Origin of the sequence: Dysosmobacter acutus, from assembly GCF_018919205.1 — a bacterium.
In the GTDB taxonomy this organism is placed as follows: domain Bacteria; phylum Bacillota; class Clostridia; order Oscillospirales; family Oscillospiraceae; genus Oscillibacter; species Oscillibacter acutus.
This window is the reverse complement of sequence record NZ_JAHLQN010000001.1, coordinates 2,832,922-2,857,619: the sequence shown is the minus strand read 5'-3', so window position 1 is coordinate 2,857,619 and position 24,698 is coordinate 2,832,922. Positions and strand designations below refer to the sequence as shown.

Below are 24,698 nucleotides of genomic sequence, written 5' to 3'. Positions count from 1 at the left end.
TGCACGGAGGAGACCGAAGAGAATCTGGAGAAAATGCACAGAGCAGGGACAAATTTTTATGAAATGTGCGCTTGACAGCGGGGGAGAGGCGTGCTAACATAAGGTGCATTGATAGGAAAAGGCTTGGAAAAGGACGCTGTCCGGGGAAGTCGACAGAGAGGGGCCGCAGATGCTGGAAGCGGCCCTTGACGGAGTCGGAACAGCCACCGCCTTGGAGCCGCCCGCTGAACGGGGAAACCTCAGTAAACCGGGACGGGACCTCCCGTTACAGAGGACACGAGCGGCGCTTTTAAAGAGCGCAAGCAGGGTGGAACCGTGGAATACGTCTTTTGTATCCCACCCCTGAGTTTCAGGGGTGGGATTTTTATTTGCCTGCCCCGCAGTGCAAAGGAGGAAACTGCAATGTCTGATCTGTACACATTTGAAAATGAGCAGTACCGGAAAACCTACTGGCACACCTGCTCCCACGTCCTGGCCCAGGCGGTGAAGCGCCTCTGGCCGGAGACTAAGCTGGCCATCGGCCCCAGCATCGACAACGGCTTTTACTACGACCTGGACGCCAAGGAGACCTTCACCCCCGAGGACCTGGAGAAGATCGAGGCGGAAATGCGCAAGATCTGCAAGGAGAAGCTGAAGCTGGAGCGCTTTGAGCTGCCCCGGGAAGAGGCTGTCAAATTTATGGAGGAAAAGGGCGAGCCGTACAAGGTGGAGCTGATCCGCGACCTGCCTGAGGACGCGGTCATCAGCTTCTACAAGCAGGGCGACTTCACCGACCTGTGCGCGGGCCCTCACCTGGACTCCACCGGCCGCATCAAGGGCAATGCCATCAAGCTCACCGCCTGCAACGCCGCCTACTGGCGGGGCGACTCCTCCCGCAAGCAGCTCCAGCGCATTTACGGCGTGGCCTTCCCCAAGAAGGAGGAGCTGGACGAGTACCTCAGGCAGCAGGAGGAGGCGCTCAAGCGGGACCACAACAAGATTGGCCGGGAGCTGGAGTATTTCACCACCGTAGACGTCATCGGCCAGGGCCTGCCCATCCTGCTGCCCAAGGGCGCCCGCACCATCCAGACGCTCCAGCGCTGGGTGGAGGACGAGGAGCAAAAGCGGGGCTACCTTCTGACCAAGACCCCCTATATGGCCAAGCGGGAGCTCTACAAGATCTCCGGCCACTGGGATCACTACCTGGATGGCATGTTCGTGTTGGGTGATCCTGACGATTACACCAAGGAGTGCTTTGCCCTGCGCCCCATGACCTGTCCCTTCCAGTACCAGGTCTTTCTGAACCGGGGCCGCAGCTACCGCGATCTGCCCATGCGCCTGGGAGAGACCTCCACCCTCTTCCGCAACGAGGATTCCGGTGAGATGCACGGCCTGATCCGCGTCCGCCAGTTCACCATTTCCGAGGGCCATCTGGTGCTCCGCCCCGAGCAGCTGGAGGAGGAGTTCAAAGGATGCCTGGACCTGGCCAAGTACTGTCTGGGCACCGTGGGACTGCTGGACAAGTGCACCTTCCGCTTCTCCCAGTGGGACCCCGCCAACCCCAACAACAAGTACGAGGGTACCGCCGAACAGTGGGACGAGGCCCAGCGGGTCATGGGCCAGATTTTGGATGATCTGGATGTCCACTACACCGTGGGCATTGACGAGGCCGCCTTCTACGGCCCCAAGTTGGATATCCAGTACAAGAACGTCTTCGGCAAGGAGGACACGCTGGTCACCATCCAGATCGATATGCTGCTGGCCAAGCAGTTCGGCATGGAGTATGTGGATGCGGATGGCCAGAAAAAGATTCCGTATATCATTCACCGGACCAGCCTTGGCTGCTATGAGCGGACGCTGGCCTACCTGCTGGAGGAGTACGCCGGCGCTCTGCCCACCTGGATGGCGCCGGAGCAGGTTCGCATTCTGCCCATCACCGACCGGGCTGCCGAGTACAGCGTCAAGCTGCAAAAGGAGCTCTCTGAGCAGGGCTTCCGGGTGGAAGTGGACGAGCGCAATGAAAAAATCGGCAAGAAGATCCGTGAAGCTCAGCTGGAGAAAGTGCCCTATATGCTGGTGGTGGGCGACAAGGAGGTAGAGAACGGAGAGGTGGCGGTCCGCCATCGCGCCGAAGGCGATTTAGGCGTCATGAGCCTTCCCAAGTTTGCCGCGCTGCTGAAAAATGTGGTAGATACCAAAGCGAAGAAGTAAAAGAATATAGAATTTGTGCAAAAAAGCAACTCTGCCTTTTGGCAGGGTTGCTTTTTTATACAGGAAAAGACAAACTGACCAAAAAGCAAATGATAATTTGCAAAAATACTGTACAAAATATGCAAAAACAGGCAAAAATTCAGGGAAAGTCAGCTGATATTGCAAGTTAATGTAATAAAAAATTCAAAATCATGTCAAGCAAAAATTGTGCCAAGATTTTCATATTTGCAAAAAATGTCGTAAAAAATAAAATATAGCGGAGATAAATTTGGGATATTTGCAATAAAAATATCCAAAAAGAAGAAAAGTGGAGGGCGAAGGAGAATGCAGAAATGCAAAATAGAGAAATGATACTTGCAAAATGGAACAAAATGGGTTACAATATGCTCCAGGGAAGATCCTGAGCTTCCAAATTTTTTGGGTAAAGGAGAAGTAACATGAAAAAGTTTTTGTCTCTGATTCTGGCGCTGGTCATGGTCGCCTCTTTGCTGGCCGGCTGCGGTAACTCCGGCGGTGGCGGAGGAGGGGCTGCTTCCGGTTCCGGTTCCGCCTCCGGCAGCGGCGCATCCTCCGGCGGAGCGTCCGGCACCCCCACCTCGCTGTCCATGGCCACCGGCGGCACCTCCGGTACATACTACGGATTCTCCGGCGTTCTGGCCCAGGTGCTCAATGAGAAGTTAGGCAGCGTGCTGGATATCGCCGTGGTCTCCACTGGTGCCTCCAAGGCCAACATCCAGCTGGTGGATGCCGGCGAGAACCAGTTGGCCATTGTACAGAACGACGTGATGTACTACGCCTACACCGGAACCGACATGTTTGACGGGGAAGACGCCTGCACCTCCTTCTCCGCCGTGGCATCCTGCTATCCTGAAGAGGTTCAGGTGATCGCCAACTCCTCCATCACCTCCATCGACCAGCTCAAGGGCAAGAAGGTCTCCGTGGGCGACGCGGGTTCCGGCGTGGAGTTCAACGCCCGCCAGATTCTGGCCGCCTATGGCCTGAGCTTTGACGACATCACCGTCAACAACCAGTCCTTCGCCGACAGCGCCGACTCTCTGAAAAACGGCACCATCGACGCGGCCTTTGTCACCGCCGGCGCGCCGACCACCGCTGTGACCGAGCTCTCTTCCACCTACACCTTCAATGTGCTGCCCATCGACGACGAGCACCTGGCGGCCCTGCAGAAGGACTATGGCTTCTACACCGCGGTCACCATTCCCGGCGGCACCTACTCCTGCGTGGCGGATGACGTGCAGACTGTGGCCGTCATGGCGACCATCGTTGCAAGGAACGACGTGTCCGAGGATGTGATCTATGAGTTCACCAAGGGTATGTTTGAGTACCAGAGCGACATCGCCGCGGGCCATTCCAAGGGCGAGCTGCTCAATACCGAGACCGGCGTCTCCGGCATTTCCATCCCCTTCCACGCCGGTGCTGAGAAGTACTACAAGGAAGTTGGCGCAATGTAAGTGAGCCGAACGCAGTCACTTCAGAAACTGTTTGCAGCCGCGGCGCTTTTAGTCGCCGCGGCTGCAATGCTCCTCCTGTTCGGAAGCCCGGGGTACCACCTGGTTCTCCAAAATTCCAGGACAGGGCAGATTTATGAGGAATATCCCATACGGGAGGGGGGCCGCTTCAGCGTGGAGTTTGTCCACTCTGTGAACAAGTCCCCGGTGCGGGATATCTACGAGGTGCGGGACAAAACCGACCTCTATGTGGTGGAGACAGATTATTTCGCCTTTGGCGCCGGCGTACAGACGGAGCTCAATCCCGGCGAGACGCTGAGCTACGGCGAGGACGGCTCCATGCAGGTAAAAAACATCAATATCAGGATAGAACCGCTGACGTATATGGTGGGAACCGTGTCCGACCATATCCTGCGGATTGGAGAGAGGGAAGTCAGCCTGCGGACATTGTGCGGGCGCAACAGCAGCGTGACCTTTGCGGTACAATGGCGTCCTTTCTAAGGAATTTCAGACGGGAGGTACGAGAGCCTTGTCAATTTTTAAGAAGAAAGAAGATACCCGGCCGGCCGCCGAACAGGATAGACCGCTGAGTCCCGAAGAGGAACTCCGGGCGGAAGATGCGGCAGCGGCGGAGGCCCAGGCGGTTCTGGAAAAGTTTGACCGTGAATCCAACGTCCGAATCTGGGAGGGCGTGCCCCGAAGCATTGTGCGCTATCTGATGGTGGCCTTTGCGGTGTACAGCGTCCTGATCAACCTGGTGTTCAACTGGGAGACCCGCATTGAACGCGCCTCCTTTGTGGGAGGGCTGGTCTTCCTGATCTTCCTGATCTTCCCGGCAACGAAAAAGGGCAAGAAAAAACCGAACCACATCCCCTGGTACGACCTCCTGTTAGGCGTTGTAGGCGGTGGGACCTATTTCTACTTCGTCTTCAACTGCCAGGCCATTATCAAGCAGGGCATCAAGCTGGAGAGCTATCAGGTGATCCTGGGCGCCATCGGCGTGCTCATCACGCTGGAGGCCTGCCGCCGAGCCACAGGCATCCCGATTGTGGTCGTGGCCAGCTGCTTCATCATCTATGCGATGACTCAAAAATCACTGGCGCTGAATGTTTACAATCTGTTCTATACGACGGAGGGCGTCATCGGAACGCCAATCCGGGCCTGCTCCACGTTCATAGTCCTCTTCGTGATCTTCGGCGCATTTTTGGAAAAGACAGGGATTTCCAATTTCTTCATCCAGTTGGCAAACTCCATCGCCGGCGGCTCCTCCGGCGGCCCGGCCAAGGTGGCGGTCATCTCCAGCGCCCTGTGCGGCATGGTGTCCGGTTCCTCCGTGGGCAACACCGTGACCACCGGCGCCGTGACCATCCCCCTGATGAAGAGCAACGGCTATAAGGGCGAATTTGCGGGAGCGGTGGAAGCGGCCGCCTCCACCGGCGGGCAGATTATGCCGCCCATCATGGGCGCCGCCGCCTTTTTGATGGTGGAGTACGCCAATGTGGCTTACGGTTCCATTGCGGTCCGGGCCATTTTGCCCGCGGCGCTGTACTTTGCCGGCATCTTTATCACCGTGCATCTTGAGGCTAAGAAGCTGGGTCTGAAGGGACTGCCCCGGGACCAGCTGCCTCAGTTCGGCAGGCTGATTGTAGCCCAGGGCTACCTGCTGCTTCCTCTTTTGCTGCTGGTGTATCTGATCATCACCCGCACCATGGCCATGGCGGCCGTTCTTGCAACGGTTCTTGCCATTGTTGTCAGCATGTTCCGCAAGGAGACCCGGCTGAACCTGAGCCGTTTCCTGGACGCGCTGGAAAACGGCGCCAAGAGCACCCTGACTGTGGGCATTGCCTGCGCGGTGGCCGGTATCATCGCCTGCGTCATCACCACCACCGGCATCGGCACCAAGCTCATCACCCTGATCGTCAATGCCTCCGGCGGGTATCTGATTGTGGCGCTGCTGCTGACCATGGTGACCTGCATCATCCTGGGCATGGGCGTTCCCACCACCGCGAACTATGTCATCATGGCCACCACCTGCGCGCCTATCCTGATCAAAATGGGCGTCCCCACCCTGGCTGCCCACATGTTCGTATTCTATTTCGGCATCGTGGCGGATATCACGCCTCCCGTGGCGCTGGCAGCCTATGCCGGATCGGCCATTGCAAAGTCCAAGCCCATGAAGACGGCGCTGAATGCCTCCAAGCTGGCCATCGCCGCGTTCATTGTCCCCTATGTCTTTGCGCTCAATCCGGCCATGCTGTTCATTGAAACCCATTGGTATGAGGTGGTGCTGATCATCCTGACCTCGCTTCTTGGTATCTTCGGCGTGGCGCTGGGCACGGAGGGATTCATCTATAAAAAAGTGCCCTGGCTGCTTCGGATTGTGGCCATCGTGGGCGGTCTGACGCTTCTGTATCCCGGAATCGTCACCGACGTCGTCGGCCTGGTGTTGGTGGGCGGCATCATTCTCTATCAGCGCATGAGCGCAAAAAGAGAGGGCCAGCTGGCCAGGTAGCCTCCATAAATTTTAGGAGACCCGCGGAATGTTCCGCGGGTCTCCTTTTTCGTGAACTTGGCTACACCACCTGAAAGAGATAGAACTTGAGGTAGCTGGTTTCCTCCACGCCCCAGAGGATGGGGTGGTCGCGGCACTGCTGGCGCGCCTCGATCTGGCGCAGCTGCACACCGGCGTCGTGGGCCGCCTGGCGCAGCATCCGGCAAAAGAGCTCCTCGGTTGCAAAGTGGGAGCAGGAGCAGGTGGCCAGATATCCGCCCCGGGGCAGCAGCCGCATGGCCCGGTAGTTGATCTCCTTATAACCGGCCATGGCGTTGCGGAGGGTTTTGCGGCTTTTGGTGAAGGCCGGCGGATCCAGAATGATAAAGTCATAGAGGCGGGGTTTGGACTCCAGTTCAGGGAGGAGGTCAAAAACATCGGCTGTCTGAAAATCCATCCGCTCCTCCAGGCTGTTGCGCCGGGCATTCTCCCGGGCCATGGCAATGGCGCTATCAGACACATCCACGGCGGTGACGTGGGCCGCGCCGCCCCTGGCGGCGTTGAGGGCAAAGGAGCCGGTGTGGGTGAAGCAGTCCAGCACCGTGCGGCCTTTGGCCAGCCGGCTTACCGCCGCCCGGTTGTCCTTCTGATCCAGGAAAAAGCCGGTCTTCTGTCCGTTTTCCACGTCCACGGCGTAGCGGATGCCATTTTCCACGATCTCCACCACCGGCGACGCGGGAGGCGTTTCACCTGCCGGGAGGTACCAGCCCTTGCCCTGCTTCAGTCCCTCAAGCTCCCGAATGGGAACGTCGTTGCGCTCAAAAAGCCCGTCGATCTGTTCTCCGTCCTCCCGCAGGAGCTTGACCAGCAGACGGAAGATCAGGTCCTTGCGCAGCTCCATCCCCAGCGACAGCACCTGCGTCACCAGGAGGGGACCAAAGCGGTCCACCGTCAGCCCCGGGAAGGTGTCCGCCTCTCCGAAAATGATGCGGCAGCAGGAGAGGTCCTCCGGCCGCATCACCGCCTTGCGGTAGTCCCAAGCATAGCGCAGCCGCCGCTCCCAGAACGCTTCGTCAAACGTATCGTTGGCGTTGCGGGAGATGAGCCGCACCCGGATTTTGGACTGCTCCGACAAAAAACCGGTGCCCAGATACCGGCCCTTCCGGCTGAGCACGTCCACCAGAGCGCCGTTTGGCGCCTCGCCGCTGTGGGAGAGAATCTCCTCGCCATAGACCCAGGGGTGCCCTCCGATAATGGCGTTTTCCGCCTTGGGGCTCACCGTGACGCTTGGAAAGTTTCGTTCTATTTTCAAATCCAATCACCAAAATTCCGCCGCCTGTCCGGCGGCTATTTTTTCGATTTTATCACATAGAGGATGGGAATTCCACATAAACATCTGAAAAGAGACTGATATGACGGGAGGAACCCAGTATGCCAATCATCTACCTGAGCCCATCCACCCAGGAGAGCAACCCTTACATCACCGGCAGCGGCTCGGAGGAGTACAATATGAACCTGCTGGCCGACGCCATGGTGCCCTATCTACTGTCCAACGGCATCCGGTGGAACAGAAATACACCGGATATGACGGCGGCCTCCTCCATCCGCCAGGCGAACAAAGGCTATTACGACTTCTACCTTGCGCTGCACTCCAACGCCTCCGGCCAGGGGGAGGCCAGTCCCGTGCGCGGGGTCATTGCCTTTTACTACCCGGGCAGCGCCGATGGGGAGCGGGCGGCCAATATCTTTGTTGACAACCTGCGCAATATCTATCCCCTGCCCGACAAGGTCCGCACCCAGGCCACCACCACATTGGGAGAGGTGCGCCAGCCCCGGTTTCCCGCGGTGCTTCTTGAATTGGGATATCACGACAACTGGAGCGACGCCTATTGGATCGAGAACAATATGGATGAGATTGCCCAGAACCTGGTGCTGTCCCTGACGGAGTACTTCGGCCTGCCCTTCATCTATCCCATGGAGCCCCGCGCCGGCACAGTGCGGGTGAGCTACGGGACGCTGACGCTGCGGAGCTACCCCTCCACCTACGGCACGGTGATCGCCAATATGCCCAATGGAAGCGCGGTCACCGTTTACGGCCAGTGGCAGGGCTGGTATGTGGTTCACTACGGAGACCTGGTGGGCTATGCCTCGGGAGATTATATCCAGCTGAGCTGAGGAGCTTCCAGAGACTTACAGTAAAATTGGGATTTCCCTTGACAGTGAAGGCGGAAACGATTAAAATTAGATAGGATTATTGCTGAAAGATATAGGGGTATCTTTCAATGGTATCTATCAAAGGGCGCAAGCCTACTGTTCGCATAATTCATATGATACAAGGAGGAAGAACCAATCGTGATACCGGAAGTGATCATTGGCGTAATCGCGCTGGTGGTCGGCTGTGTGATTGGCTTCCCTCTCGGCATTCGCTATCGGAAAAACGTCTCTGAAAAGGAAATCTCGAGCGCGGAAGAAGAAGGAAAACGGATCATCAACGAAGCGATCAAGAGCGCGGAGGGCAAAAAGCGGGAAGCTTTGCTGGAAGCGAAAGAGGAGATTTTAAAAAATCGCAGCGAGTATGAGAAGGAAGTCAAAGAGCGCAGAAACGACCTGCAGCGCCAGGAGCATCGTCTTCAGCAGAAAGAGGAGAACCTGGATAAGAAGACCGACGCAATAGAGAAAAAGGAAGAGCAGCTTCAGCAAAAGCATGAGGCGCTGGACAAGGAAAACGAGCAGATTCAAATCATCAAACGCAGTCAGACGGAGATGCTGGAACGCATTTCCGGCTTTACCGCGGAGGAAGCGAAAAAGTACCTGATTGCTCAGGTGGAGACCGAAGTCACCCACGAGGCCGCCATGAAGATCAAGGAGATCGAGACCCGTGCCAAGGACGAGGCGGACCAGAAGGCCCGCGAAATTGTTGCAACTGCGATCCAGCGGTGCGCCGCGGATCATGTGGCCGAGATTACCGTCAGTGTGGTTCCCCTGCCCAATGACGAGATGAAGGGCCGCATCATTGGCCGCGAAGGCCGCAACATCCGCACCATAGAGACGCTGACGGGCGTCGACCTGATTATCGACGATACGCCGGAGGCCATTACGGTTTCCTGCTTTGAGCCGGTCCGCCGGGAGATTGCGCGGCTGGCATTGGAAAAGTTAATCGCCGACGGGCGCATCCATCCCACTCACATTGAAGAGATGGTGGAAAAGGCCAAGCGCGAGGTGGAGGCCACCATCAAGGCCGAGGGCGAACGCGCCACCTTCGAGACCGGCGTCCGCGGATTGCATCCGGAGCTGGTAAAGATGCTGGGCCGGCTCCACTACCGGACCAGCTACGGCCAGAACGTGCTGCAGCACTCCATTGAGGTATCCCAGTTAGCTGGCCTGATGGCCGCCGAGCTTGGCGCCGATGTCACCGCCGCAAAGCGGGCGGGCCTGCTCCACGACCTGGGCAAGTCCGTGGACCATGAGATGGAGGGGACCCATGTGGCACTGGGCGTGGAGTTCGCCCGGAAGTACAGGGAAAAAGAAGAGATTATCCATGCCATCCAGGCCCACCACGGCGATGTGGAGTGCAAGACGCTGGTTGCCTGCCTGGTGCAGGCGGCAGACGCCATCTCCGCCGCCCGGCCCGGCGCCCGGCGCGAGAATCTGGAGAACTACATCAAGCGCCTGGAGCAGCTGGAGGAGATCACCGGGAACTATCCCGGTGTGGATAAGGCCTTTGCTATCCAGGCCGGCCGCGAGGTCCGCGTGATGGTGAAGCCGGAGCAGGTCTCTGAGGACCAGATGGTCATCCTGGCAAGAGATCTTGCCAAGAAGATCGAAAGCGAGATGGAGTATCCCGGCCAGATCAAAGTCCACGTGCTGCGGGAAACCAAAGTGGTGGAGTACGCAAAATAGCAAAGAGGAGCGGAACGCATCTGCGTCCCGCTCCCTTTTTGTCTCTATTTTGTATGATACGGTCTGTGCGCCGCAGTCCAGAAGCAGAGGACCAAGGGGTAGAGAGAGGATACCAGTAGATGAAGCGACACATTGGGCCAGGTGAAGTTACAGACATTGGATATCTCGCCGAACTCCAGCAGAAACCGGCATCCCACACCAAGCCCAGCCAGCCCAAGATTGAGAAAGACAATAGGGAGAATGGAAACACGGTCGAATAAAGCGCCCAGCCAGTTTCCAATCTCGTAATATGCGGCGCATGCAATCAAAAGATTGACGGGCAAAAAAGAGGGCCATTCCCCCGTCAGGGGGAGGATGGGAAATGTGCAGCATCCGATGAGAATCGAGAAGCAGCCAGCCAAAATGAAGTTCAGCCGTCTGTGACGCCGTATGGCCGTATAGAATGCCTCCATAAAACTCTCCTGACATGGTGATATGGATATCGTATCATTTGGGACGGCGGATTGCAAGGTTTTCAGTTTGCTGTGGAAAAGGAGAAAGAGCGATAGTGACGAGCCGTCTTGCATTCCGGACAAGGTCTGGGTATAATACAGGGTACGGCCCTTGATTGCAGGGGACGGTTTTGTAAAACGACAGCTCCCCTGGGAGCTTGGGAAAGAGGAACCGCATGGAGTATCACGTGCTTGCTGTGGGAGATGTGGTGGGGGAGGCCGGCATCCGCCATTTGCGATGCCACCTCCGCGCCCTGAAAAAATGGAAGGAAATCGCCTTCACCGTGGTGAACGGGGAAAATGCCGCCGGCGTGGGGCTGACGCCGGACCAGGCGGACGACCTCTTTGCCGCCGGCGCGGACGTGATCACCCTGGGCAACCACACCTGGGGCAAGGCGCAGATCGCATCGTATCTGGAGGACAGCCCCTACCTGCTCCGGCCCGCCAACTACACCGGCCGGGCGCCGGGAAAGGGGGAGGCGATCTGGGATTTGGGGGCCGCCACCTTCCGTGTGGTAAACCTGATCGGCCGCTGCGGGCTGGACTTTCACGCGGACAACCCCTTTTTTACCATGGACCGGATTTTGAAAGGGGAGAAGACCACCTTTACTCTGGTGGATTTCCACGCAGAGGCCACCAGTGAAAAGATAGCCATGGCCTATTATCTGGACGGGCGGGTTTCGGCGCTGTGGGGGACCCACACCCATGTTCCCACGGCGGATGAGCGTGTCTTCCCAAAGGGCACCGGATACCTGACGGACCTGGGGATGACCGGACCGGTGGAGTCGGTGCTGGGCATCCGGCCGGAGCAGTCGGTGGAGACCTTTTTGGGCGGCCTGCCCGGCAGATACCAGGTGGCCTCCGGCGAATGCAAGCTCCAGGGCGCCATTTTTACCCTGGACAGTACAAGCGGACTTTGCACCGCGGTGGAGCGGATCGACATCAGATAAAAGAGGGGATCGCAATGTCTATTGAAAAAGTGCGCGCTTATATGAAAGAGCGGGGCCTTGAGGAACGCATCCGGGAGTTCGACGTGTCCAGCGCCACGGTGGAGCTGGCGGCCCTTGCCGTGGGCGTGGAGGGCGCGCGGATCGCAAAAACCCTGAGCTTCAGGCTGGGGGACCGGGTGGTGCTGGTGGTGACGGCCGGAGACGCCAAGGTGGACAACCGAAAATACAAGGATACCTTTGGCGGAAAGGCCACCATGCTGGGCCACGACGAGGCGTCGGAGCGGATCGGCCACGCCGTGGGCGGCGTATGCCCCTTCGCCCTGCCCGAGGGCGTGGAGGTGTACTTAGATGTCTCCATGAAGCGGTTTGAAACGGTGTTTCCGGCCGCGGGCAGCGACAACTCCGCCATTGAGATGACCATGGAGGAGCTGGAGCGCCATTCCTCCAACTTTGTCAAGTGGGTGGATGTGTGCAAGAACTGGCAGGGGGAATGAGGATGGTGGAGTTCCTTCACGCGGCGGACTTCCATCTGGACAGCCCATTTGCCGGCCTTTCGCCGGAGCGGGCGGTGGAGCGCCGCCGGGAGAGCAGGGCGCTCCTGGGCCGCATGGCGGAGTACGTGCGGCGCAGCAATATCGATCTGGTGCTGCTCTCCGGAGACCTCTTTGACAGCGGCAGCGTGTATCAGGAGACCTGGGAACAGCTGTCCCGGGCCCTGGGGGATATGGGCTGCCCCGTGTTCATTGCCCCGGGCAACCACGATTTCTGGAGCTCCGCCAGCCCCTATGCCCGGGGAAGCTGGCCGGACAATGTCCATATCTTCTCCTCCCCCCGGGTGGAACAGGTGCCTTTGCCGGAGTTGGGCGTGTCGGTCTATGGCGCGGCCTTTACTGCTCCGGAGCAGACGTCGCCGCTTCTGGAGGGCTTTCGCGCGGAGGAGGACGGCCTCGTGCCGCTGATGGTGCTCCACGCCGACCTGGGCGCCGCCGCATCGCCCTACAACCCAATCTCCCATGAGCAGGTATCCATGAGCGGCCTTGCTTATCTGGCCTTGGGCCATATCCACCAGCGCAGCGAACCGGTGCGGCTTGGCGCGACCTGGTGCGCCTATCCCGGCTGCTCGGAGGGACGCGGATTTGACGAGTTGGGGGAGAAGGGCTTCTATCACGGGACGATAGACGGCGGGGAGGTTTCTCTCCGGTTTGTCCCCTTTGCCCAGCGGCGCTACGAGAGTCTGACGGTGGATGTCTCGGACCGGGAGCCGGCGGCCGCGGTGGAGGCATCGCTGCGCCGGTCCGCGGAGAGGGATTTATACCGCATCACACTCACCGGTGAGACCGATGAGCGGGGCATAGACCTGAACGCCTTGAAAGAAGCGCTGAGTCCCCGCTTTTACGATCTGGAGCTCCGGGACCGCACCCGCATCCGGGAGGATGTGTGGGCCCGGGCGGAGGAGGACTCCCTCCGGGGGCTTTTTTTGCGGGAGCTGCGGGAAAAGTGGGACAAAGCCTCAAGTGATGAGGAAAGAGAAACGGTGACCCGGGCGGTCCGCTTTGGACTGGCGGCCATAGACCGCCGGGATTTGGTGTGAGGAGGGACTTATGAAAAAGATTTTGATGATCGGCACCGGTGGAACCATCGCCTCCGAGGTGACGCAGGACGGTCTGGCGCCGGAGCTCACCTCCCGGCAGCTGCTTGAGCATATCCCGGCAATTTCTGAAATCTGCGAGGTGGACTGCATCCAGCTGATGAACCTGGACAGCACCAACATTACGCCGGGCCACTGGCGGCTGATGGCCAGGTGCCTGCGGGACCACTACGCCGCCTACGACGGCTTTGTCATCACCCACGGCACGGACACCATGGCCTACACGGCGGCGGCATTGAGCTATCTGGTGCAGGGGAGCCCCAAGCCCATTATCCTCACCGGGGCCCAGAAGCCCATCGGCTTTGACTCCACCGACTCCAAAATCAACCTGACGGACAGCTTCCGCTGCGCCACGGAGGACCTGCCCGGCGTATCCATTGTGTTCAACAACAAGGTGATCTTAGGGACCCGGGCCAAAAAGACCCATTCCAAGAGCTTTCAGGCCTTTTCCAGCATCAACTACCCCCTTCTTGGCGTGCTGCGGGATGGGTGCCTGATGCGCTACATACGTCAGGACTGCGGCGCCGCGCCCATCTTCTACGACCTGCTGGACACGAAGGTGAGCCTTTTGAAGCTGATCCCCGGCACGGACGGGGAGCTGCTGGACTATGTGCTCCAGCGCAGCGACGCGGTCATCATCGAGAGCTTCGGCGTGGGCGGCCTGCCCTCTTACGAGGGGACGGACTTCTACAGCAGCGTCTGCGCCGCCATGGAGCGGGGCAAGACCGTGGTGCTGACCACCCAGGTGCAGAACGAAGGCAGCGACCTTCTGGTCTACAATGTGGGCCACAGCCTAAAGGAGCGGCTTGGCGTGCTGGAGGCGTATGACATGACCACGGAGGCCGTGGTGGCAAAGCTCATGTGGATTTTGGGACGGACCCGGGACCGGCGGGAGATTGAGCGGATGTTCTACATGCCCGTGGCCCACGACATCCTGTGGCGGGCGTAATCGACCGGAAAAAAGAGACAGCGGCTGCAGACCGCTGTCTCTTTTTCTGCCCACACCCTGAAGGACGTGGACCGTTTGGCCGGATTTTCACAGATTGAAGGGTGAGAAAATGGCCGAATTCTAAAAACAGCAGAGCTGTTTTTATGCTGAAATTCACTTCAGGCGGAAGTAGACGATCTTTCCGGTGTCATTTTCCTTGGGTGAGTACTTGCGGGACTCAAAGATGCCAAGGGATTCGATGAAGGGAACGAACTTCTTATATTTGAAGTTGCGCACGTCGAAGTCCGGGAACTTCTTCACCAGCAGGTCCCGCAGCTGGGAGGAGAAAATCCATCCCTCGTCGTCGGAGTTTTCCTCCGCCAGCTCCCGCAGGGCCGGTTTTACGGCCTCCAGGCTGGAGCCGGAGCGCTCCTCGTCCTTGTCGGCCTTTTTCTTTGCCGTCCGTTTAGCGCCGGACGCTGGGGCCTGATGCGGCGTCGGGGCGGCGCTGCCGTCCGAGTACAAAAGGTCCAGATAGGAGAACTTGTTGCAGGCAGAGATGAAGGACTGGGGTGTCTTCTGCTCTCCCATGCCCAGCACGAACATCTCCGACTCCCGCAGCCGGGAGGCCAGACGGGTGAAGTCGCTGTCCGAGGAGACGATGCAAAAGCCGTCCAGCCTGCCCTGGTATAAAAGGTCCATGGCGTCGATGATCAGCGAGGAGTCGGAGGAGTTTTTCCCGCTGACATTGCTGTATTGCTGGATGGGCTGGATGCAGTTGTCTAAGATGACGTTTTTCCAGCCGCTCATGTTGCTTGAGGTCCAGTTGCCGTAGATCCGCTTGTAGATAATGGTGCCTAAGTTGTTGGCCTCGTTGAGGATGATGCTGATATATTTGCTGGCAATGTTCTCCGCGTCGATGAGCAGCGCCAGTTTCCGTTCTTTTTCCATTCCTGATCCCCCGTTTTCCTGTATCCTGCGTCAAAAACGCCGATGCCATACAGTGGTTCCATTAGCTTATCACGCTTTTTCAGCAAAAACAAGAGAAAGGGCTGTTAAGAAGTCAAATTTGGATGGGAAAACCCTTCGCCTCCCAGCGGAAGACGGCGTCAGGGAGGCGGAAACAGTTGACAATTTACAGGGAAAACGGTACAATAAACGATCAGTGAAATACCATATAATCACAGTTATGTTGGAAACGTAAAGGAATGGAGAGCTATGGAGAAAAAACAGGTTGAAGCCATCACCGCCCGGGATGTGGACTTTGCCCAGTGGTTCACGGATGTCGTCAAAAAGGCGGGGCTGATTGATTACAGCAGCGTCAAGGGCATGTTCATCCTGCGGCCTTACGGCTACGCCATCTGGGAGAACATGCAGGCCGTACTGGACGCGGAGTTCAAGAAGCTGGGTCACGAGAACGTGTATATGCCCATGCTGATTCCGGAGTCCCTGCTCCAGAAGGAGAAGGATCACGTGGAGGGCTTTGCCCCCGAGTGCGCCTGGGTCACTTACGGCGGCAGCGAGAAGTTAGAGGAGCGGCTGTGCATCCGCCCCACCTCCGAGACGCTCTTCTGCGAGCACTATGCCAACATCATCCACTCCTACCGGGACCTGCCCAAGCTCTACAACCAGTGGTGCAGCGTGCTGCGCTGGGAGAAGACCAGCCGCCCCTTCCTGCGCCACCGGGAATTCCTCTGGCAGGAGGGTCACACCATGCACGCCACCGCCGAGGAGGCCATGGAGGAGACCGTCCGGATGCTCAACTGCTACGCCGACTTCTGCGAGAACGTGCTGGCCATGCCGGTGGTTCGGGGCGTCAAGACCGAGAAGGAGAAGTTCAAGGGCGCGGAGAAGACCTACACCGTGGAGTGCATGATGCACGATAAGAAGGCGCTCCAGGCCGGCACCAGCCACTATTTCGGCGACGGCTTTGCCAGGGCGTTCGGCATCACCTTTACCGATAAGAACAACCAGCAGGCCTATCCCCATCAGACCTCCTGGGGTGTGTCCACCCGCCTCATCGGCGGCATCATCATGACCCACGGCGACGACAACGGCCTGATCCTGCCGCCCCGCATCGCCCCCACTCAGGTGATGGTCATCCCCGTGGCCCAGCACAAGAGCGGCGTTCTTGAGGCCGCCGGCGCCCTGCGCTCCCGCCTGGCCAATGCCGGCTTCCGGGTGAAGATGGACGAGAGCGAACAGAGCTTTGGATGGAAGGCCGCCGAGTATGAGATGCGCGGCGTACCCCTGCGGCTGGAGATCGGCCCCAAGGATATGGAGAAGGGCCAGTGCTGCATCGCCCGCCGGGACACCGGGGAGAAAACCTTTGTGCTTCTTGACCAGGTGGAGGAGACGGTGAGGCGGCTGCTGGACGAGGTCCATCAGAACATGTATGACCAGGCCAAGAAGAATCTGGAGGACAACACCTGCGAGGCTCAGACCCTGGAAGAGGTCAAGACCATCGTCAACTCCAGGGGCGGCTTTGTGAAGACCAAGTGGTGCGGCCAGCTGGAGTGCGAGCTGAAGATGAAGGAGGACGCCGGCGTCTCCTCCCGCTGCATGCCGCTGAGCCAAAGCGGCACCAAGGGCGTGTGCCCAGTGTGCGGCAAGCTCTGCACCACTGATATCTATTGGGGCGTGGCCTATTGATGCGCTTTGCGCCGCATAATCGGGAAGTATTCTGAAAAACGAGAAATTCTCCGATATAGCAGAAAAAATACAAAAAAATTTATGAAAAATAGAGAAATCCCCCTTGACAGCAAGGGGGATTTCTTATATTATAGTTAAGCGCGCTGTGTGGGCGGATTCTGCCCAAACCGCGCAAACTGCGATGAACCGGGAGATTGCGGGCGTTTGCCCGGTAACTTCCGGGGAGTATGTCCGAAAATCGGGCGGCTGAGAAGAATCTGTACGTTGCGTAGATCGCTGCGCCAATGAGCAGTACCGGCCGACATGTCTCGCCGGTATTTCTTATGAGTCGGAATGATACGCACGGATAAGCGTATAGAAAAAATGCTTCTCGCCGTACGGCTGAGGGTCAAGTAAAACCGTACGAAATCAGGAGGAATTGAAAATGGCAGCACAGAAAGAAATGATCCGCATTCGTCTGAAGGCCTATGACCACCAGGTCATTGACCAGAGCGCAGAGAAGATCGTGGAGACCGCCAAGCGCACCGGCGCCGAGGTATCCGGACCGATCCCCCTGCCCACCAAGAAGGAGATCGTCACCATCCTGCGTGCAGTGCACAAATATAAGGACAGCCGCGAGCAGTTCGAGCGCCGCACCCACAAGAGACTGATCGACATCACCAAGTCCACCCCCAAGACCGTCGAGGCCCTGATGGCCCTTGACCTGCCCGCCGGTGTGGAGATCGAGATCAAGCTGTAAGGCTTCTCTCATCCTGTTTAGTTCGTTTGCTCAACCCATAGTCCGTCAACTTGCGGGACGGGCGGGGTCAAGTCGGCAGAGCAATGAGCCATGCAATACATTATTTAATGTAGCGCTCAACTAAGCCGACCAATAACCTTTAAGGAGGAACATACATGAAAGCAATCATCGGCAAGAAAGTCGGTATGACCCAGGTCTTCGATGAAAACGGCCATGTGATCCCGGTCACCGTGATCGAGGCCGGTCCCTGCGTCGTGACGCAGAAGAAGACCGCCGAGAAGGACGGCTACAGCGCTGTCCAGTTGGGTTATGAGGACATTCCCGAGCGCAAGCTCACCAAGCCTGAGATGGGCCATCTGAACAAGGCTGGCGTCGCCCCCAAGAAGCACCTGCGGGAGTTTGACCTGGAGAACGCCGCCGAGCTGAACGTGGGCGATATCGTCAAGGCCGACGCGTTCAAGGCCGGCGATTTCGTGGACATCACCGGCACCAGCAAGGGTAAGGGCTACGCCGGCGTCATCAAGCGCTGGAACGCGGGCCGCACCCCCACCACCCACGGCGGCGGCCCCGTTCACCGTCACGCCGGCTCCATGGGCTCCACCACCGATCCCTCCCGTATCTTCAAGGGCAAGATCGGCGCCGGCCACATGGGCGTTGAGCAGGTCACGGTCCAGAACCTGGACATCGTGAAGGTGGATCCGGAGCTGAATATGATCGTTGTCCGCGGCGCCATTCCCGGCCCCAAGGGCGGCCTTGTGACCGTCAAGTCCACTGTCAAGACCCACCGCGTCAAGAACGTGGAGAGCGGCATCAGCAACAACCCGCAGAAGGCGTCCGGCCGTAATCCCCAGAAGGCCTCTGCCAAGAACAAGTAAGGAAAGGGGTGCTTAAGAAATGGCTACTATGAAAGTATTGAACATGGCCGGCGCGGAAGTCGGCACTGTTGAGCTGAACGACTCCATTTTCGGCATCGAGCCCAATGAAGTTGTCGTTCATGAAGTTGTGAAAAACCACCTTGCCAACTGCAGACAGGGTACCCAGAGCGCCCTGACCCGGGCCGAGGTCTCCGGCGGCGGCAAGAAGCCCTGGCGCCAGAAGGGCACCGGTCACGCCCGCCAGGGCAGCACCCGTGCCCCCCAGTGGACCCACGGCGGCATTGTGTTTGCCCCCAAGCCCCGCAGCTATTCCTATGTCCTGAACAAGAAGGTCAAGCGTCTGGCTCTGAAGTCCGTGCTGTCCGCCAAGGCCGCCGACGGCGAGCTGATCGTGATCGACCGTATTGCGATGGATTCCATCAAGACCAAGGACTTCCGGAATTTCCTGAGCGCCGTCAAGTGCGACGGCAAAGCGGTTGTGGTGACTCCCGAGGTGCGGGAAAACGTGGTGAAGAGCGCCCGGAACATCCCCGGCGTCCAGACCACCACCGCCACCATCCTCAGTGTCTATGACCTCCTGAACGCCAAGTATCTGGTGCTGGATCAGGAAGCCCTCGCAAAAATCGAGGAGGTGTACGCATAATGGCTAACACGTATGACATCATCATCCGCCCCATCATCACCGAGCGTGCCATGGCCGGCGCTGCCGACAAGAAGTACGTCTTTGAGGTGGCTAAAAACGCGGGTAAGATTGAGATTAAGGACGCTGTGGAAAAAATCTTCGGCGTGAAGGTCGTTTCCGTCAACACCCTGATCGTCCGCGGCAAGGAGAAGCGCATGGGCGCGGGCCGCCCCGGCATGACCAAGACCTGGAAGAAGGCCTATGTGCAGCTGAGCGATGATTCCAAGACCATTGAATTCTTTGAGGGAATGGTGTAAGACCGTAACCCGATCTAACTGAAGGAGTGTTAAGCGAATGTCTATTAAAACTTTCAAGCCGACGACACCTTCCAGAAGACAAATGACGGTCTCCGGGTTCGACGGCATTGACAAGCACGCCAAGCCGGAGCCCAGCCTCACCGAGTCTCTGAAGAAGAACGCCGGCCGCAACAGCTACGGCAGGATCACCGTCCGCCACCGCGGCGGCGGCAATAAGCGCAAGTACCGTATCATCGACTTCAAGCGCGACAAGAAGGACATGGAAGCCACCGTCGTCCGCCTGGAGTACGATCCCAACCGCAGCGCCAATATCGCCCTGGTTCAGTATGCCGACGGCGAGAAGCGCTACATTCTGGCCCCCGTTGGTCTGAACCCCGGCGACAAGGTGATTTCCTCCGCCGAGGCCGACATCAAGGTGGGCAACTGCCTGCCCATCGAGAGAATCCCCGTGGGCACCGTGATCCACAACATCGAGCTCCATCCCGGCAACGGCGCCCAGCTGGTGCGCTCCGCCGGCACCGCCGCCCAGCTGATGGCCAAGGAGGGCAAGGACGCCCAGATCCGCATGCCTTCCGGCGAGGTGCGGGTGGTGCGTACCAACTGCCTGGCCACCATCGGGCAGGTGGGCAACATCGAGCACGAGAATATCAACATCGGCAAGGCCGGCCGCAAGCGTCACATGGGCTGGCGTCCCACCGTCCGCGGCAGCGTCATGAACCCCTGCGACCACCCCCACGGCGGCGGCGAGGGCCGCGCCCCCATCGGCCGCAGCGGCCCTGTTACTCCTTGGGGTAAGCCCGCTCTGGGCTATAAGACCCGCAAGGGTAAGAATCCGACCAACAAGTTCATTGTGAAGCGTCGGAATGAGAAGTAAGGGAGGCAAGAAAGTATGAGCAGATCCATTAAAAAAGGCCCGTATGTTGCCCCTGAGCTCCTCAAGCGGGTCGATGAGATGAACAAGAACAACGAGAAGAAGGTCCTGAAGACCTGGAGCCGCAGCTCCACCATCTTCCCCTCCTTCGTCGGTCACACCATCGCCGTCCACGACGGCCGCAAGCATGTCCCCGTCTATATTCAGGAGGACATGGTGGGCCACAAGCTGGGTGAGTTCGCTCCCACCCGCACCTTCCGTGGCCACGCGAAAGACAAATAAGAAGGAGGATGCAGAATAATATGGAAGCCAAGGCTTATCTGAGATATATCCGCATCTCTCCCCGCAAGGTTCAGATTGTCTGCGATCTGATCCGCGGCAAGGATGTGGGTACCGCGATGGCGATTCTGATGCAGACCCCCAAGGCTGCGTCCGAGCCTCTGATGAAGCTCCTCAAGAGCGCCGCCGCCAACGCCGAAAACAACTTCGGCATGGACCCCGCCAAGCTCTACGTCAGCGAAGTGTTCGCCACCCCCGGCCCCATCCTGAAGCGGATGATGCCCCGGGCCCAGGGCAGAGCGTACCGCATCAACAAGAGAACTTCTCACGTCACCCTTGCTGTGGCGGAAAAGGCATAAGAGGGAGGAGGCAGTTTTATGGGACAGAAAGTAAATCCCCACGGCATGCGCGTGGGTGTCATCAAAGACTGGGATTCCCGTTGGTATGCCAGTGATGAGAAGGTCGGCGATCTGCTGGTCGAGGACAAGAAGATCCGCGACTATCTGAAAAAGACCCTGTACAGCGCCGGTGTGCCCAAGATCGAGATTGAGCGCAGCAACGACGTTGTCACCATCTTCCTGCACTGCTCCCGCCCCGGTGTCGTCATCGGCAAGGGCGGCGAGCAGATCGAGCAGTACCGCCTCGCGGTGGAGAAGATGATCGGCAAGAAGGTGAAGCTGAACATCGTCGAGGTCCGCAACCCCGACATGGACGCCCAGCTGGTAGCCGAGAACATCGCCCAGCAGCTGGAGAAGCGTATCTCCTTCCGCCGGGCCATGAAGAACTCCATGGCCCGCGCCATGCGCGCCGGCGCCAAGGGCATCAAGGTCTCCTGCGGCGGTCGTCTGGGCGGCGCTGAGATCGCCCGTACCGAGCACTATCACGAGGGCACCATCCCCCTGCAGACCATCCGTGCCGACATTGAGTACGGCTTTGCCGAGGCTGCCACCACCTTTGGCCGCATTGGCGTCAAGGTCTGGGTCTACAAGGGCGAGGTTCTCTCTCAGACCCTGCGCACCACTCCCCGCACCATGGACACCTCCAAGCCCTATCAGGAGCGCCGTGAGCGCCGTCCCCGCCGGGATGGCGACCGCCGTGGCGGCGGTTTCAACCGCGGCGGCCAGGGCGGCTTTAACCGCGGTGGTCAGGGCGGCGGTTTCAACCGCGGCGGCCAGGGTGGTTTCAACCGCAACAACAATAACAGCCGTCCCAACGGTGGCTTCAACAGAGGCCCCGCACCCACGGCTCCTGCTGCTCCCGCAGCGCCCGCTAAGGAAGGAGGCGCAAACTAATGCTTCTGCCTAAGAGAGTCAAGTACCGCAGAGTACACCGTGGCCGCCTGACCGGCAAGGCCATGAGAGGCAATACCATCACCTATGGTGAGTATGGCCTCGTCGCGCTGGAGCCCTCCTGGATCACCAGCAATCAGATCGAAGCCGCCCGTATCGCCATGACCCGTTACACCAAGCGCGGCGGCCAGGTCTGGATCAAGATTTTCCCCGATAAGCCCGTCACTCAGAAGCCCGCCGAAACCCGCATGGGTTCCGGTAAGGGTTCCCCCGAGTATTGGGTTGCAGTCGTTAAGCCCGGCCGTGTTATGTTTGAGATCGCCGGCGTCTCTGAAGAGACCGCGCGTGAGGCCCTGCGTCTGGCCAGCCACAAGCTGCCCATCAAGACCAAGATTGTCAAGCGCAGCGATCTGGAAGCTCAGGAAGTAGGTGAATAAGATGAAGGCAAGTGAGGTTCGTAGCATGAGTGCCGACCAGCTCAATGAGAAGCTGGCGGGCCTGAAAAAGGACTTGTTCTTCCTGCGTATGCAGCACGCGACCAACCAGCTTGACAACCCCCTGAAGATTCAGGAGACCAAGCGTGATATTGCCCGAGTCAAGACCATGTTGCGTGAAAAGGAGCTCCACAGCGGAGCTTCCGACAAGCAGTGAGAAGGAGGTAAGCGAAGATGAACGACGAAATGAGAACTTCCTCCCGTAAGACGAGGGTTGGTAAGGTCGTGTCCGACAAGATGGACAAGACTGTTGTTGTGGCCATTGAAGACCGCGTGGCCCATCCCCTGTACAAGAAGATCGTTGGCCGCACCTACAAGCTGAAAGCTCACGATGAGCAGAACGCCTGCGGTGTCGGCGACAAGGTCAAGGTCATGGAGACCCGTCCCCTGTCCAAGGACAAGAGATGGCGCGTGGTCGAGATCATTGAGAAAGCAAAGTAAGGAGGTGCCGGAACATGATTCAGCAGGAAACATACCTGAAGGTAGCCGATAACACCGGCGCCAAGGAAATCAAGTGCATCCGCGTTCTGGGCGGATCCAAGCGTAAGTACGGCAACATCGGCGATGTGATTGTGGCCTCTGTCCGCAAGAGCGCTCCCGGCGGAACCGTGAAAAAGGGCGAAGTCGTCAAGGCCGTGATCGTCCGCAGCGCCAAGGGCGTGCGTCGTGCCGACGGCACCTATGTCCGCTTTGACGACAACGCGGCCGTCCTCATCAAGGACGACAAGAACCCCAGAGGTACCCGTATCTTTGGGCCGGTTGCAAGAGAGCTGCGCGATAAGGATTATATGAAGATCCTGTCCCTCGCTCCCGAAGTCATTTAAGGAGGCGCGGAGATGACGAGTTTGAATGTCAAGAAGGGCGACACCGTCGTCGTTCTGTCCGGCAAGGACAAGGGCAAGCAGGGCAAGGTGCTGGGCACCGTGCCCGCCGAGCGCAAAGTGGTCGTGGAGGGCATCAACATGGTGACCTGCCACGTCAAGCCCCGCAAGCAGGGCGAGGAGGGCGGCATTGTCAAGCGGGAAGCCGCCATGTACGCCTCCAAGGTGCAGGTGGTCTGCCCCAAGTGCGGCAAGGGCACCCGGATTGCCCATAAGATTGAAAACGGCAAGAAGAGCCGCGTGTGCAAGCACTGCGGCGCTGAGCTGTAAGAAAGGGGAGTAGACCGAAATGGCAAGATTGAAAGAGAAATACAAGGCTGAAGTCGCTCCCGCTTTGATGAAGAAGTTCAACTATAAGAGCGTCATGCAGATTCCCAAGATCGACAAGATCGTTGTCAATGTGGGCTGCGGCGAGGCCCGTGAAAACGCCAAGATTCTGGAGAACGTGGTGGGCGATCTCAGCACCATCACCGGCCAGAAGGCCGTCATCACCAAGGCCAAGAAGTCCGTGGCAAACTTCAAGCTGCGTGAGGGCATGCCCGTGGGCGCCAAAGTGACGCTGCGCGGCGAGAAGATGTGGGAGTTCCTGGACCGCCTGTTCAACGTGGCCCTGCCCCGTGTCCGCGACTTCCGCGGCATCAACCCCAACAGCTTTGACGGACGCGGCAACTATGCCCTGGGCATCAAGGAGCAGTTGATCTTCCCCGAGATCGAGTACGACAAGATCGACAAGATCCGCGGCATGGATGTCATCATCTGCACCACCGCCCAGACCGACGAAGAGGCCCGTACGCTCCTGGAGCTGGTCGGCGCCCCCTTTGAGCGCTAAGGAGGAGAAACGAAATGGCTAAGAAGTCTATGATTCTGAAGCAGCAGGCGGAGCCGAAGTTCTCCAGCCGCAAGTACAACCGCTGCAAGATCTGCGGCCGCCCCCATGCTTACCTGCGCAACTACGGCGTGTGCCGTATCTGCTTCCGTGAGCTGGCTTACAAGGGCGAGATCCCCGGCGTGAGAAAGGCATCCTTCTAAGGAGAAGGGAAGCCTTTGCGCAACTTGGACCAAGGGCCTGTGCCTTTGGATAGATAGGATGGCGAAAGGTCACTGCCAATTACGCGCCATATCGAGCGGGTGCTCCAAATTGGTAGTGATACCTCGCTGCCTGAACGACTTAGATGAGTCGTAACTCTAATATTAGGAGGAAAATAGTATGCACATCACAGATCCCGTCGCAGATATGCTGACCCGTATCCGCAATGCGAACAGCGCCAAGCATGATACCGTTGATGTCCCCGCCTCCAACATGAAAAAGAGCATTGCTCAGATTCTGCTGGACGAGGGCTACATCAAGAGCTTCCAGATTGTGGATGACGGTACCCAGGGGATCATCCGCATTACGCTCAAGTACAACGCCGGCAAGGAAAAGGTCATCACTGGCCTGCGCCGTGTCAGCAAACCCGGCCTGCGCGTCTATGTGGGCGCCGACGAGCTGCCCCGCGTGCTCCGTGGCCTGGGCATTGCAATTGTTTCCACGTCCAAGGGCGTCATGACCGACAAGAAGGCCCGCGAGGCCCATGTCGGCGGTGAAGTCCTGGCATTTGTTTGGTAAGGAGGGTAT

31 protein-coding genes are annotated in these 24,698 nt (G+C 58.5%); 28 read left to right on the top strand and 3 right to left on the bottom strand.

Features of this window, described 5'->3' with window-relative positions; genetic code table 11:
- Positions 1-402 precede the first annotated feature (402 nt).
- The 5 genes from thrS (at position 403) to KQI82_RS13990 (ending at position 6,168) form a co-directional block, all read left to right on the top strand.
- A complete protein-coding gene (gene thrS, locus KQI82_RS14005) occupies positions 403-2,190 on the top strand; it encodes a threonine--tRNA ligase (RefSeq protein ID WP_216633315.1) in 1,788 nt (595 codons plus the stop codon).
- Between the two features lie 38 nt (positions 2,191-2,228).
- Positions 2,229-2,360: a hypothetical protein gene (locus KQI82_RS15810; RefSeq protein ID WP_277602929.1), complete on the top strand. Its 132-nt coding sequence runs from the start codon at positions 2,229-2,231 to the stop codon at positions 2,358-2,360.
- Between the two features lie 267 nt (positions 2,361-2,627).
- On the top strand, positions 2,628-3,659 hold the full coding sequence (locus KQI82_RS14000) for a TAXI family TRAP transporter solute-binding subunit (RefSeq protein WP_216633314.1): 1,032 nt from the start codon (positions 2,628-2,630) through the stop codon (positions 3,657-3,659).
- On the top strand, positions 3,660-4,157 hold the full coding sequence (locus KQI82_RS13995; RefSeq protein ID WP_216633313.1) for a DUF1850 domain-containing protein: 498 nt from the start codon (positions 3,660-3,662) through the stop codon (positions 4,155-4,157).
- Positions 4,158-4,185: 28 nt separating this feature from the next.
- Positions 4,186-6,168, top strand: coding sequence for a TRAP transporter permease (locus KQI82_RS13990; RefSeq protein ID WP_338148986.1), 1,983 nt, complete (start codon positions 4,186-4,188; stop codon positions 6,166-6,168).
- Positions 6,169-6,229: 61 nt separating this feature from the next.
- On the opposite strand, the gene KQI82_RS13985 is transcribed toward KQI82_RS13990, so the two are convergent.
- Positions 6,230-7,459: a class I SAM-dependent rRNA methyltransferase gene (locus KQI82_RS13985; protein ID WP_216633725.1), complete on the bottom strand. Its 1,230-nt coding sequence runs from the start codon at positions 7,457-7,459 to the stop codon at positions 6,230-6,232.
- Between the two features lie 119 nt (positions 7,460-7,578).
- Here KQI82_RS13985 and KQI82_RS13980 point away from each other — a divergent pair, with 119 nt between their 5' ends.
- On the top strand, positions 7,579-8,322 hold the full coding sequence (locus tag KQI82_RS13980; protein ID WP_216633312.1) for an N-acetylmuramoyl-L-alanine amidase: 744 nt from the start codon (positions 7,579-7,581) through the stop codon (positions 8,320-8,322).
- Positions 8,323-8,499: 177 nt separating this feature from the next.
- Positions 8,500-10,047: a ribonuclease Y gene (gene rny, locus KQI82_RS13975; RefSeq protein WP_216633311.1), complete on the top strand. Its 1,548-nt coding sequence runs from the start codon at positions 8,500-8,502 to the stop codon at positions 10,045-10,047.
- A 44-nt stretch (positions 10,048-10,091) separates the two neighbouring features.
- Here the strand turns inward: rny and KQI82_RS13970 are convergent, their stop codons facing one another.
- On the bottom strand, positions 10,092-10,499 hold the full coding sequence (locus tag KQI82_RS13970; RefSeq protein ID WP_216633310.1) for a hypothetical protein: 408 nt from the start codon (positions 10,497-10,499) through the stop codon (positions 10,092-10,094).
- 215 nt (positions 10,500-10,714) lie between these two features.
- Here KQI82_RS13970 and KQI82_RS13965 point away from each other — a divergent pair, with 215 nt between their 5' ends.
- The 4 genes from KQI82_RS13965 to KQI82_RS13950 are packed head-to-tail and all read left to right on the top strand — an operon-like array spanning position 10,715 to position 14,085.
- Positions 10,715-11,488 (top strand): TIGR00282 family metallophosphoesterase, encoded by a 774-nt coding sequence (locus tag KQI82_RS13965; protein ID WP_216633309.1) that lies wholly within the window; start codon positions 10,715-10,717, stop codon positions 11,486-11,488.
- A 14-nt stretch (positions 11,489-11,502) separates the two neighbouring features.
- Positions 11,503-11,982 carry a YbaK/EbsC family protein gene (locus KQI82_RS13960; protein ID WP_216633308.1) on the top strand — a complete coding sequence of 160 codons (480 nt, stop codon included), beginning with the start codon at positions 11,503-11,505 and terminating at the stop codon, positions 11,980-11,982.
- Positions 11,983-11,984: 2 nt separating this feature from the next.
- Complete coding sequence (locus KQI82_RS13955; protein ID WP_216633307.1) at positions 11,985-13,079, top strand: metallophosphoesterase family protein; 1,095 nt, start codon at positions 11,985-11,987, stop codon at positions 13,077-13,079.
- Positions 13,080-13,089: 10 nt separating this feature from the next.
- Positions 13,090-14,085 carry an asparaginase gene (locus KQI82_RS13950; RefSeq protein ID WP_216633306.1) on the top strand — a complete coding sequence of 332 codons (996 nt, stop codon included), beginning with the start codon at positions 13,090-13,092 and terminating at the stop codon, positions 14,083-14,085.
- A 153-nt stretch (positions 14,086-14,238) separates the two neighbouring features.
- Here KQI82_RS13950 and KQI82_RS13945 read toward each other — a convergent pair whose 3' ends face one another.
- Positions 14,239-15,015 carry an NYN domain-containing protein gene (locus tag KQI82_RS13945; protein ID WP_216633305.1) on the bottom strand — a complete coding sequence of 259 codons (777 nt, stop codon included), beginning with the start codon at positions 15,013-15,015 and terminating at the stop codon, positions 14,239-14,241.
- 267 nt (positions 15,016-15,282) lie between these two features.
- Here KQI82_RS13945 and proS point away from each other — a divergent pair, with 267 nt between their 5' ends.
- The 17 genes from proS to rpsH all read left to right on the top strand — a co-directional run bounded on the left by proS (position 15,283) and on the right by rpsH (position 24,689).
- Positions 15,283-16,716, top strand: coding sequence for a proline--tRNA ligase (proS, locus tag KQI82_RS13940; protein WP_216633304.1), 1,434 nt, complete (start codon positions 15,283-15,285; stop codon positions 16,714-16,716).
- A gap of 424 nt (positions 16,717-17,140) precedes the next feature.
- Complete coding sequence (rpsJ, locus tag KQI82_RS13935) at positions 17,141-17,455, top strand: 30S ribosomal protein S10 (protein ID WP_187333304.1); 315 nt, start codon at positions 17,141-17,143, stop codon at positions 17,453-17,455.
- 155 nt (positions 17,456-17,610) lie between these two features.
- Entirely contained in the window at positions 17,611-18,330 is a 720-nt protein-coding gene (gene rplC, locus KQI82_RS13930) for a 50S ribosomal protein L3 (protein ID WP_216633303.1), read from the top strand.
- Positions 18,331-18,349: 19 nt separating this feature from the next.
- Positions 18,350-18,973, top strand: coding sequence for a 50S ribosomal protein L4 (rplD, locus tag KQI82_RS13925; protein WP_216633302.1), 624 nt, complete (start codon positions 18,350-18,352; stop codon positions 18,971-18,973).
- Positions 18,973-19,269, top strand: coding sequence for a 50S ribosomal protein L23 (rplW, locus tag KQI82_RS13920; protein ID WP_216633301.1), 297 nt, complete (start codon positions 18,973-18,975; stop codon positions 19,267-19,269). The genes rplD and rplW overlap by 1 nt, the downstream gene beginning before the upstream one ends.
- Positions 19,270-19,306: 37 nt before the next feature.
- Positions 19,307-20,143 carry a 50S ribosomal protein L2 gene (rplB, locus tag KQI82_RS13915; RefSeq protein WP_216633300.1) on the top strand — a complete coding sequence of 279 codons (837 nt, stop codon included), beginning with the start codon at positions 19,307-19,309 and terminating at the stop codon, positions 20,141-20,143.
- A 15-nt stretch (positions 20,144-20,158) separates the two neighbouring features.
- Positions 20,159-20,422, top strand: a complete 264-nt coding sequence (gene rpsS, locus KQI82_RS13910; RefSeq protein WP_187333309.1) for a 30S ribosomal protein S19 — start codon at positions 20,159-20,161, stop codon at positions 20,420-20,422.
- A gap of 20 nt (positions 20,423-20,442) precedes the next feature.
- On the top strand, positions 20,443-20,778 hold the full coding sequence (gene rplV / locus KQI82_RS13905) for a 50S ribosomal protein L22 (RefSeq protein ID WP_187333310.1): 336 nt from the start codon (positions 20,443-20,445) through the stop codon (positions 20,776-20,778).
- An 18-nt stretch (positions 20,779-20,796) separates the two neighbouring features.
- Entirely contained in the window at positions 20,797-21,711 is a 915-nt protein-coding gene (gene rpsC / locus KQI82_RS13900) for a 30S ribosomal protein S3 (RefSeq protein WP_216633299.1), read from the top strand.
- Positions 21,711-22,145 (top strand): 50S ribosomal protein L16, encoded by a 435-nt coding sequence (rplP, locus tag KQI82_RS13895; protein ID WP_187333312.1) that lies wholly within the window; start codon positions 21,711-21,713, stop codon positions 22,143-22,145. Before rpsC ends, rplP begins: the two co-directional genes overlap by 1 nt.
- 1 nt (position 22,146) lies before the next feature.
- Complete coding sequence (gene rpmC, locus KQI82_RS13890) at positions 22,147-22,359, top strand: 50S ribosomal protein L29 (RefSeq protein WP_187333313.1); 213 nt, start codon at positions 22,147-22,149, stop codon at positions 22,357-22,359.
- Positions 22,360-22,376: 17 nt separating this feature from the next.
- Entirely contained in the window at positions 22,377-22,643 is a 267-nt protein-coding gene (rpsQ, locus tag KQI82_RS13885; RefSeq protein WP_449866952.1) for a 30S ribosomal protein S17, read from the top strand.
- A gap of 14 nt (positions 22,644-22,657) precedes the next feature.
- Positions 22,658-23,026, top strand: coding sequence for a 50S ribosomal protein L14 (gene rplN / locus KQI82_RS13880; protein WP_187333314.1), 369 nt, complete (start codon positions 22,658-22,660; stop codon positions 23,024-23,026).
- A 12-nt stretch (positions 23,027-23,038) separates the two neighbouring features.
- A complete protein-coding gene (gene rplX, locus KQI82_RS13875) occupies positions 23,039-23,353 on the top strand; it encodes a 50S ribosomal protein L24 (protein WP_187333315.1) in 315 nt (104 codons plus the stop codon).
- A gap of 19 nt (positions 23,354-23,372) precedes the next feature.
- On the top strand, positions 23,373-23,912 hold the full coding sequence (gene rplE / locus KQI82_RS13870) for a 50S ribosomal protein L5 (protein WP_216633298.1): 540 nt from the start codon (positions 23,373-23,375) through the stop codon (positions 23,910-23,912).
- A 14-nt stretch (positions 23,913-23,926) separates the two neighbouring features.
- The gene (locus tag KQI82_RS13865) at positions 23,927-24,112 is read left to right on the top strand and encodes a type Z 30S ribosomal protein S14 (RefSeq protein WP_187333317.1); all 186 of its coding nucleotides are present in this window, start codon (positions 23,927-23,929) and stop codon (positions 24,110-24,112) included.
- A gap of 178 nt (positions 24,113-24,290) precedes the next feature.
- Positions 24,291-24,689, top strand: a complete 399-nt coding sequence (gene rpsH / locus KQI82_RS13860; RefSeq protein WP_216633297.1) for a 30S ribosomal protein S8 — start codon at positions 24,291-24,293, stop codon at positions 24,687-24,689.
- Positions 24,690-24,698 lie beyond the last annotated feature (9 nt).

Excerpts from the sequence above, each read along its gene's own strand:
- thrS (WP_216633315.1), top strand. The coding sequence starts at position 403 with ATGTCTGATCTGTACACATTTGAAAATGAGCAGTACCGGAAAACCTAC.
- KQI82_RS14000 (WP_216633314.1), top strand. The coding sequence starts at position 2,628 with ATGAAAAAGTTTTTGTCTCTGATTCTGGCGCTGGTCATGGTCGCCTCT.
- KQI82_RS13980 (WP_216633312.1), top strand. The coding sequence starts at position 7,579 with ATGCCAATCATCTACCTGAGCCCATCCACCCAGGAGAGCAACCCTTAC.
- KQI82_RS13970 (WP_216633310.1), bottom strand. The coding sequence starts at position 10,499 with ATGGAGGCATTCTATACGGCCATACGGCGTCACAGACGGCTGAACTTC.
- KQI82_RS13965 (WP_216633309.1), top strand. The coding sequence starts at position 10,715 with ATGGAGTATCACGTGCTTGCTGTGGGAGATGTGGTGGGGGAGGCCGGC.
- KQI82_RS13960 (WP_216633308.1), top strand. The coding sequence starts at position 11,503 with ATGTCTATTGAAAAAGTGCGCGCTTATATGAAAGAGCGGGGCCTTGAG.
- KQI82_RS13955 (WP_216633307.1), top strand. The coding sequence starts at position 11,985 with ATGGTGGAGTTCCTTCACGCGGCGGACTTCCATCTGGACAGCCCATTT.
- KQI82_RS13950 (WP_216633306.1), top strand. The coding sequence starts at position 13,090 with ATGAAAAAGATTTTGATGATCGGCACCGGTGGAACCATCGCCTCCGAG.
- KQI82_RS13945 (WP_216633305.1), bottom strand. The coding sequence starts at position 15,015 with ATGGAAAAAGAACGGAAACTGGCGCTGCTCATCGACGCGGAGAACATT.
- proS (WP_216633304.1), top strand. The coding sequence starts at position 15,283 with ATGGAGAAAAAACAGGTTGAAGCCATCACCGCCCGGGATGTGGACTTT.
- rpsJ (WP_187333304.1), top strand. The coding sequence starts at position 17,141 with ATGGCAGCACAGAAAGAAATGATCCGCATTCGTCTGAAGGCCTATGAC.
- rplC (WP_216633303.1), top strand. The coding sequence starts at position 17,611 with ATGAAAGCAATCATCGGCAAGAAAGTCGGTATGACCCAGGTCTTCGAT.
- rplD (WP_216633302.1), top strand. The coding sequence starts at position 18,350 with ATGGCTACTATGAAAGTATTGAACATGGCCGGCGCGGAAGTCGGCACT.
- rplW (WP_216633301.1), top strand. The coding sequence starts at position 18,973 with ATGGCTAACACGTATGACATCATCATCCGCCCCATCATCACCGAGCGT.
- rplB (WP_216633300.1), top strand. The coding sequence starts at position 19,307 with ATGTCTATTAAAACTTTCAAGCCGACGACACCTTCCAGAAGACAAATG.
- rpsS (WP_187333309.1), top strand. The coding sequence starts at position 20,159 with ATGAGCAGATCCATTAAAAAAGGCCCGTATGTTGCCCCTGAGCTCCTC.
- rplV (WP_187333310.1), top strand. The coding sequence starts at position 20,443 with ATGGAAGCCAAGGCTTATCTGAGATATATCCGCATCTCTCCCCGCAAG.
- rpsC (WP_216633299.1), top strand. The coding sequence starts at position 20,797 with ATGGGACAGAAAGTAAATCCCCACGGCATGCGCGTGGGTGTCATCAAA.
- rplP (WP_187333312.1), top strand. The coding sequence starts at position 21,711 with ATGCTTCTGCCTAAGAGAGTCAAGTACCGCAGAGTACACCGTGGCCGC.
- rpmC (WP_187333313.1), top strand. The coding sequence starts at position 22,147 with ATGAAGGCAAGTGAGGTTCGTAGCATGAGTGCCGACCAGCTCAATGAG.
- rpsQ (WP_449866952.1), top strand. The coding sequence starts at position 22,377 with ATGAACGACGAAATGAGAACTTCCTCCCGTAAGACGAGGGTTGGTAAG.
- rplN (WP_187333314.1), top strand. The coding sequence starts at position 22,658 with ATGATTCAGCAGGAAACATACCTGAAGGTAGCCGATAACACCGGCGCC.
- rplX (WP_187333315.1), top strand. The coding sequence starts at position 23,039 with ATGACGAGTTTGAATGTCAAGAAGGGCGACACCGTCGTCGTTCTGTCC.
- rplE (WP_216633298.1), top strand. The coding sequence starts at position 23,373 with ATGGCAAGATTGAAAGAGAAATACAAGGCTGAAGTCGCTCCCGCTTTG.
- KQI82_RS13865 (WP_187333317.1), top strand. The coding sequence starts at position 23,927 with ATGGCTAAGAAGTCTATGATTCTGAAGCAGCAGGCGGAGCCGAAGTTC.
- rpsH (WP_216633297.1), top strand. The coding sequence starts at position 24,291 with ATGCACATCACAGATCCCGTCGCAGATATGCTGACCCGTATCCGCAAT.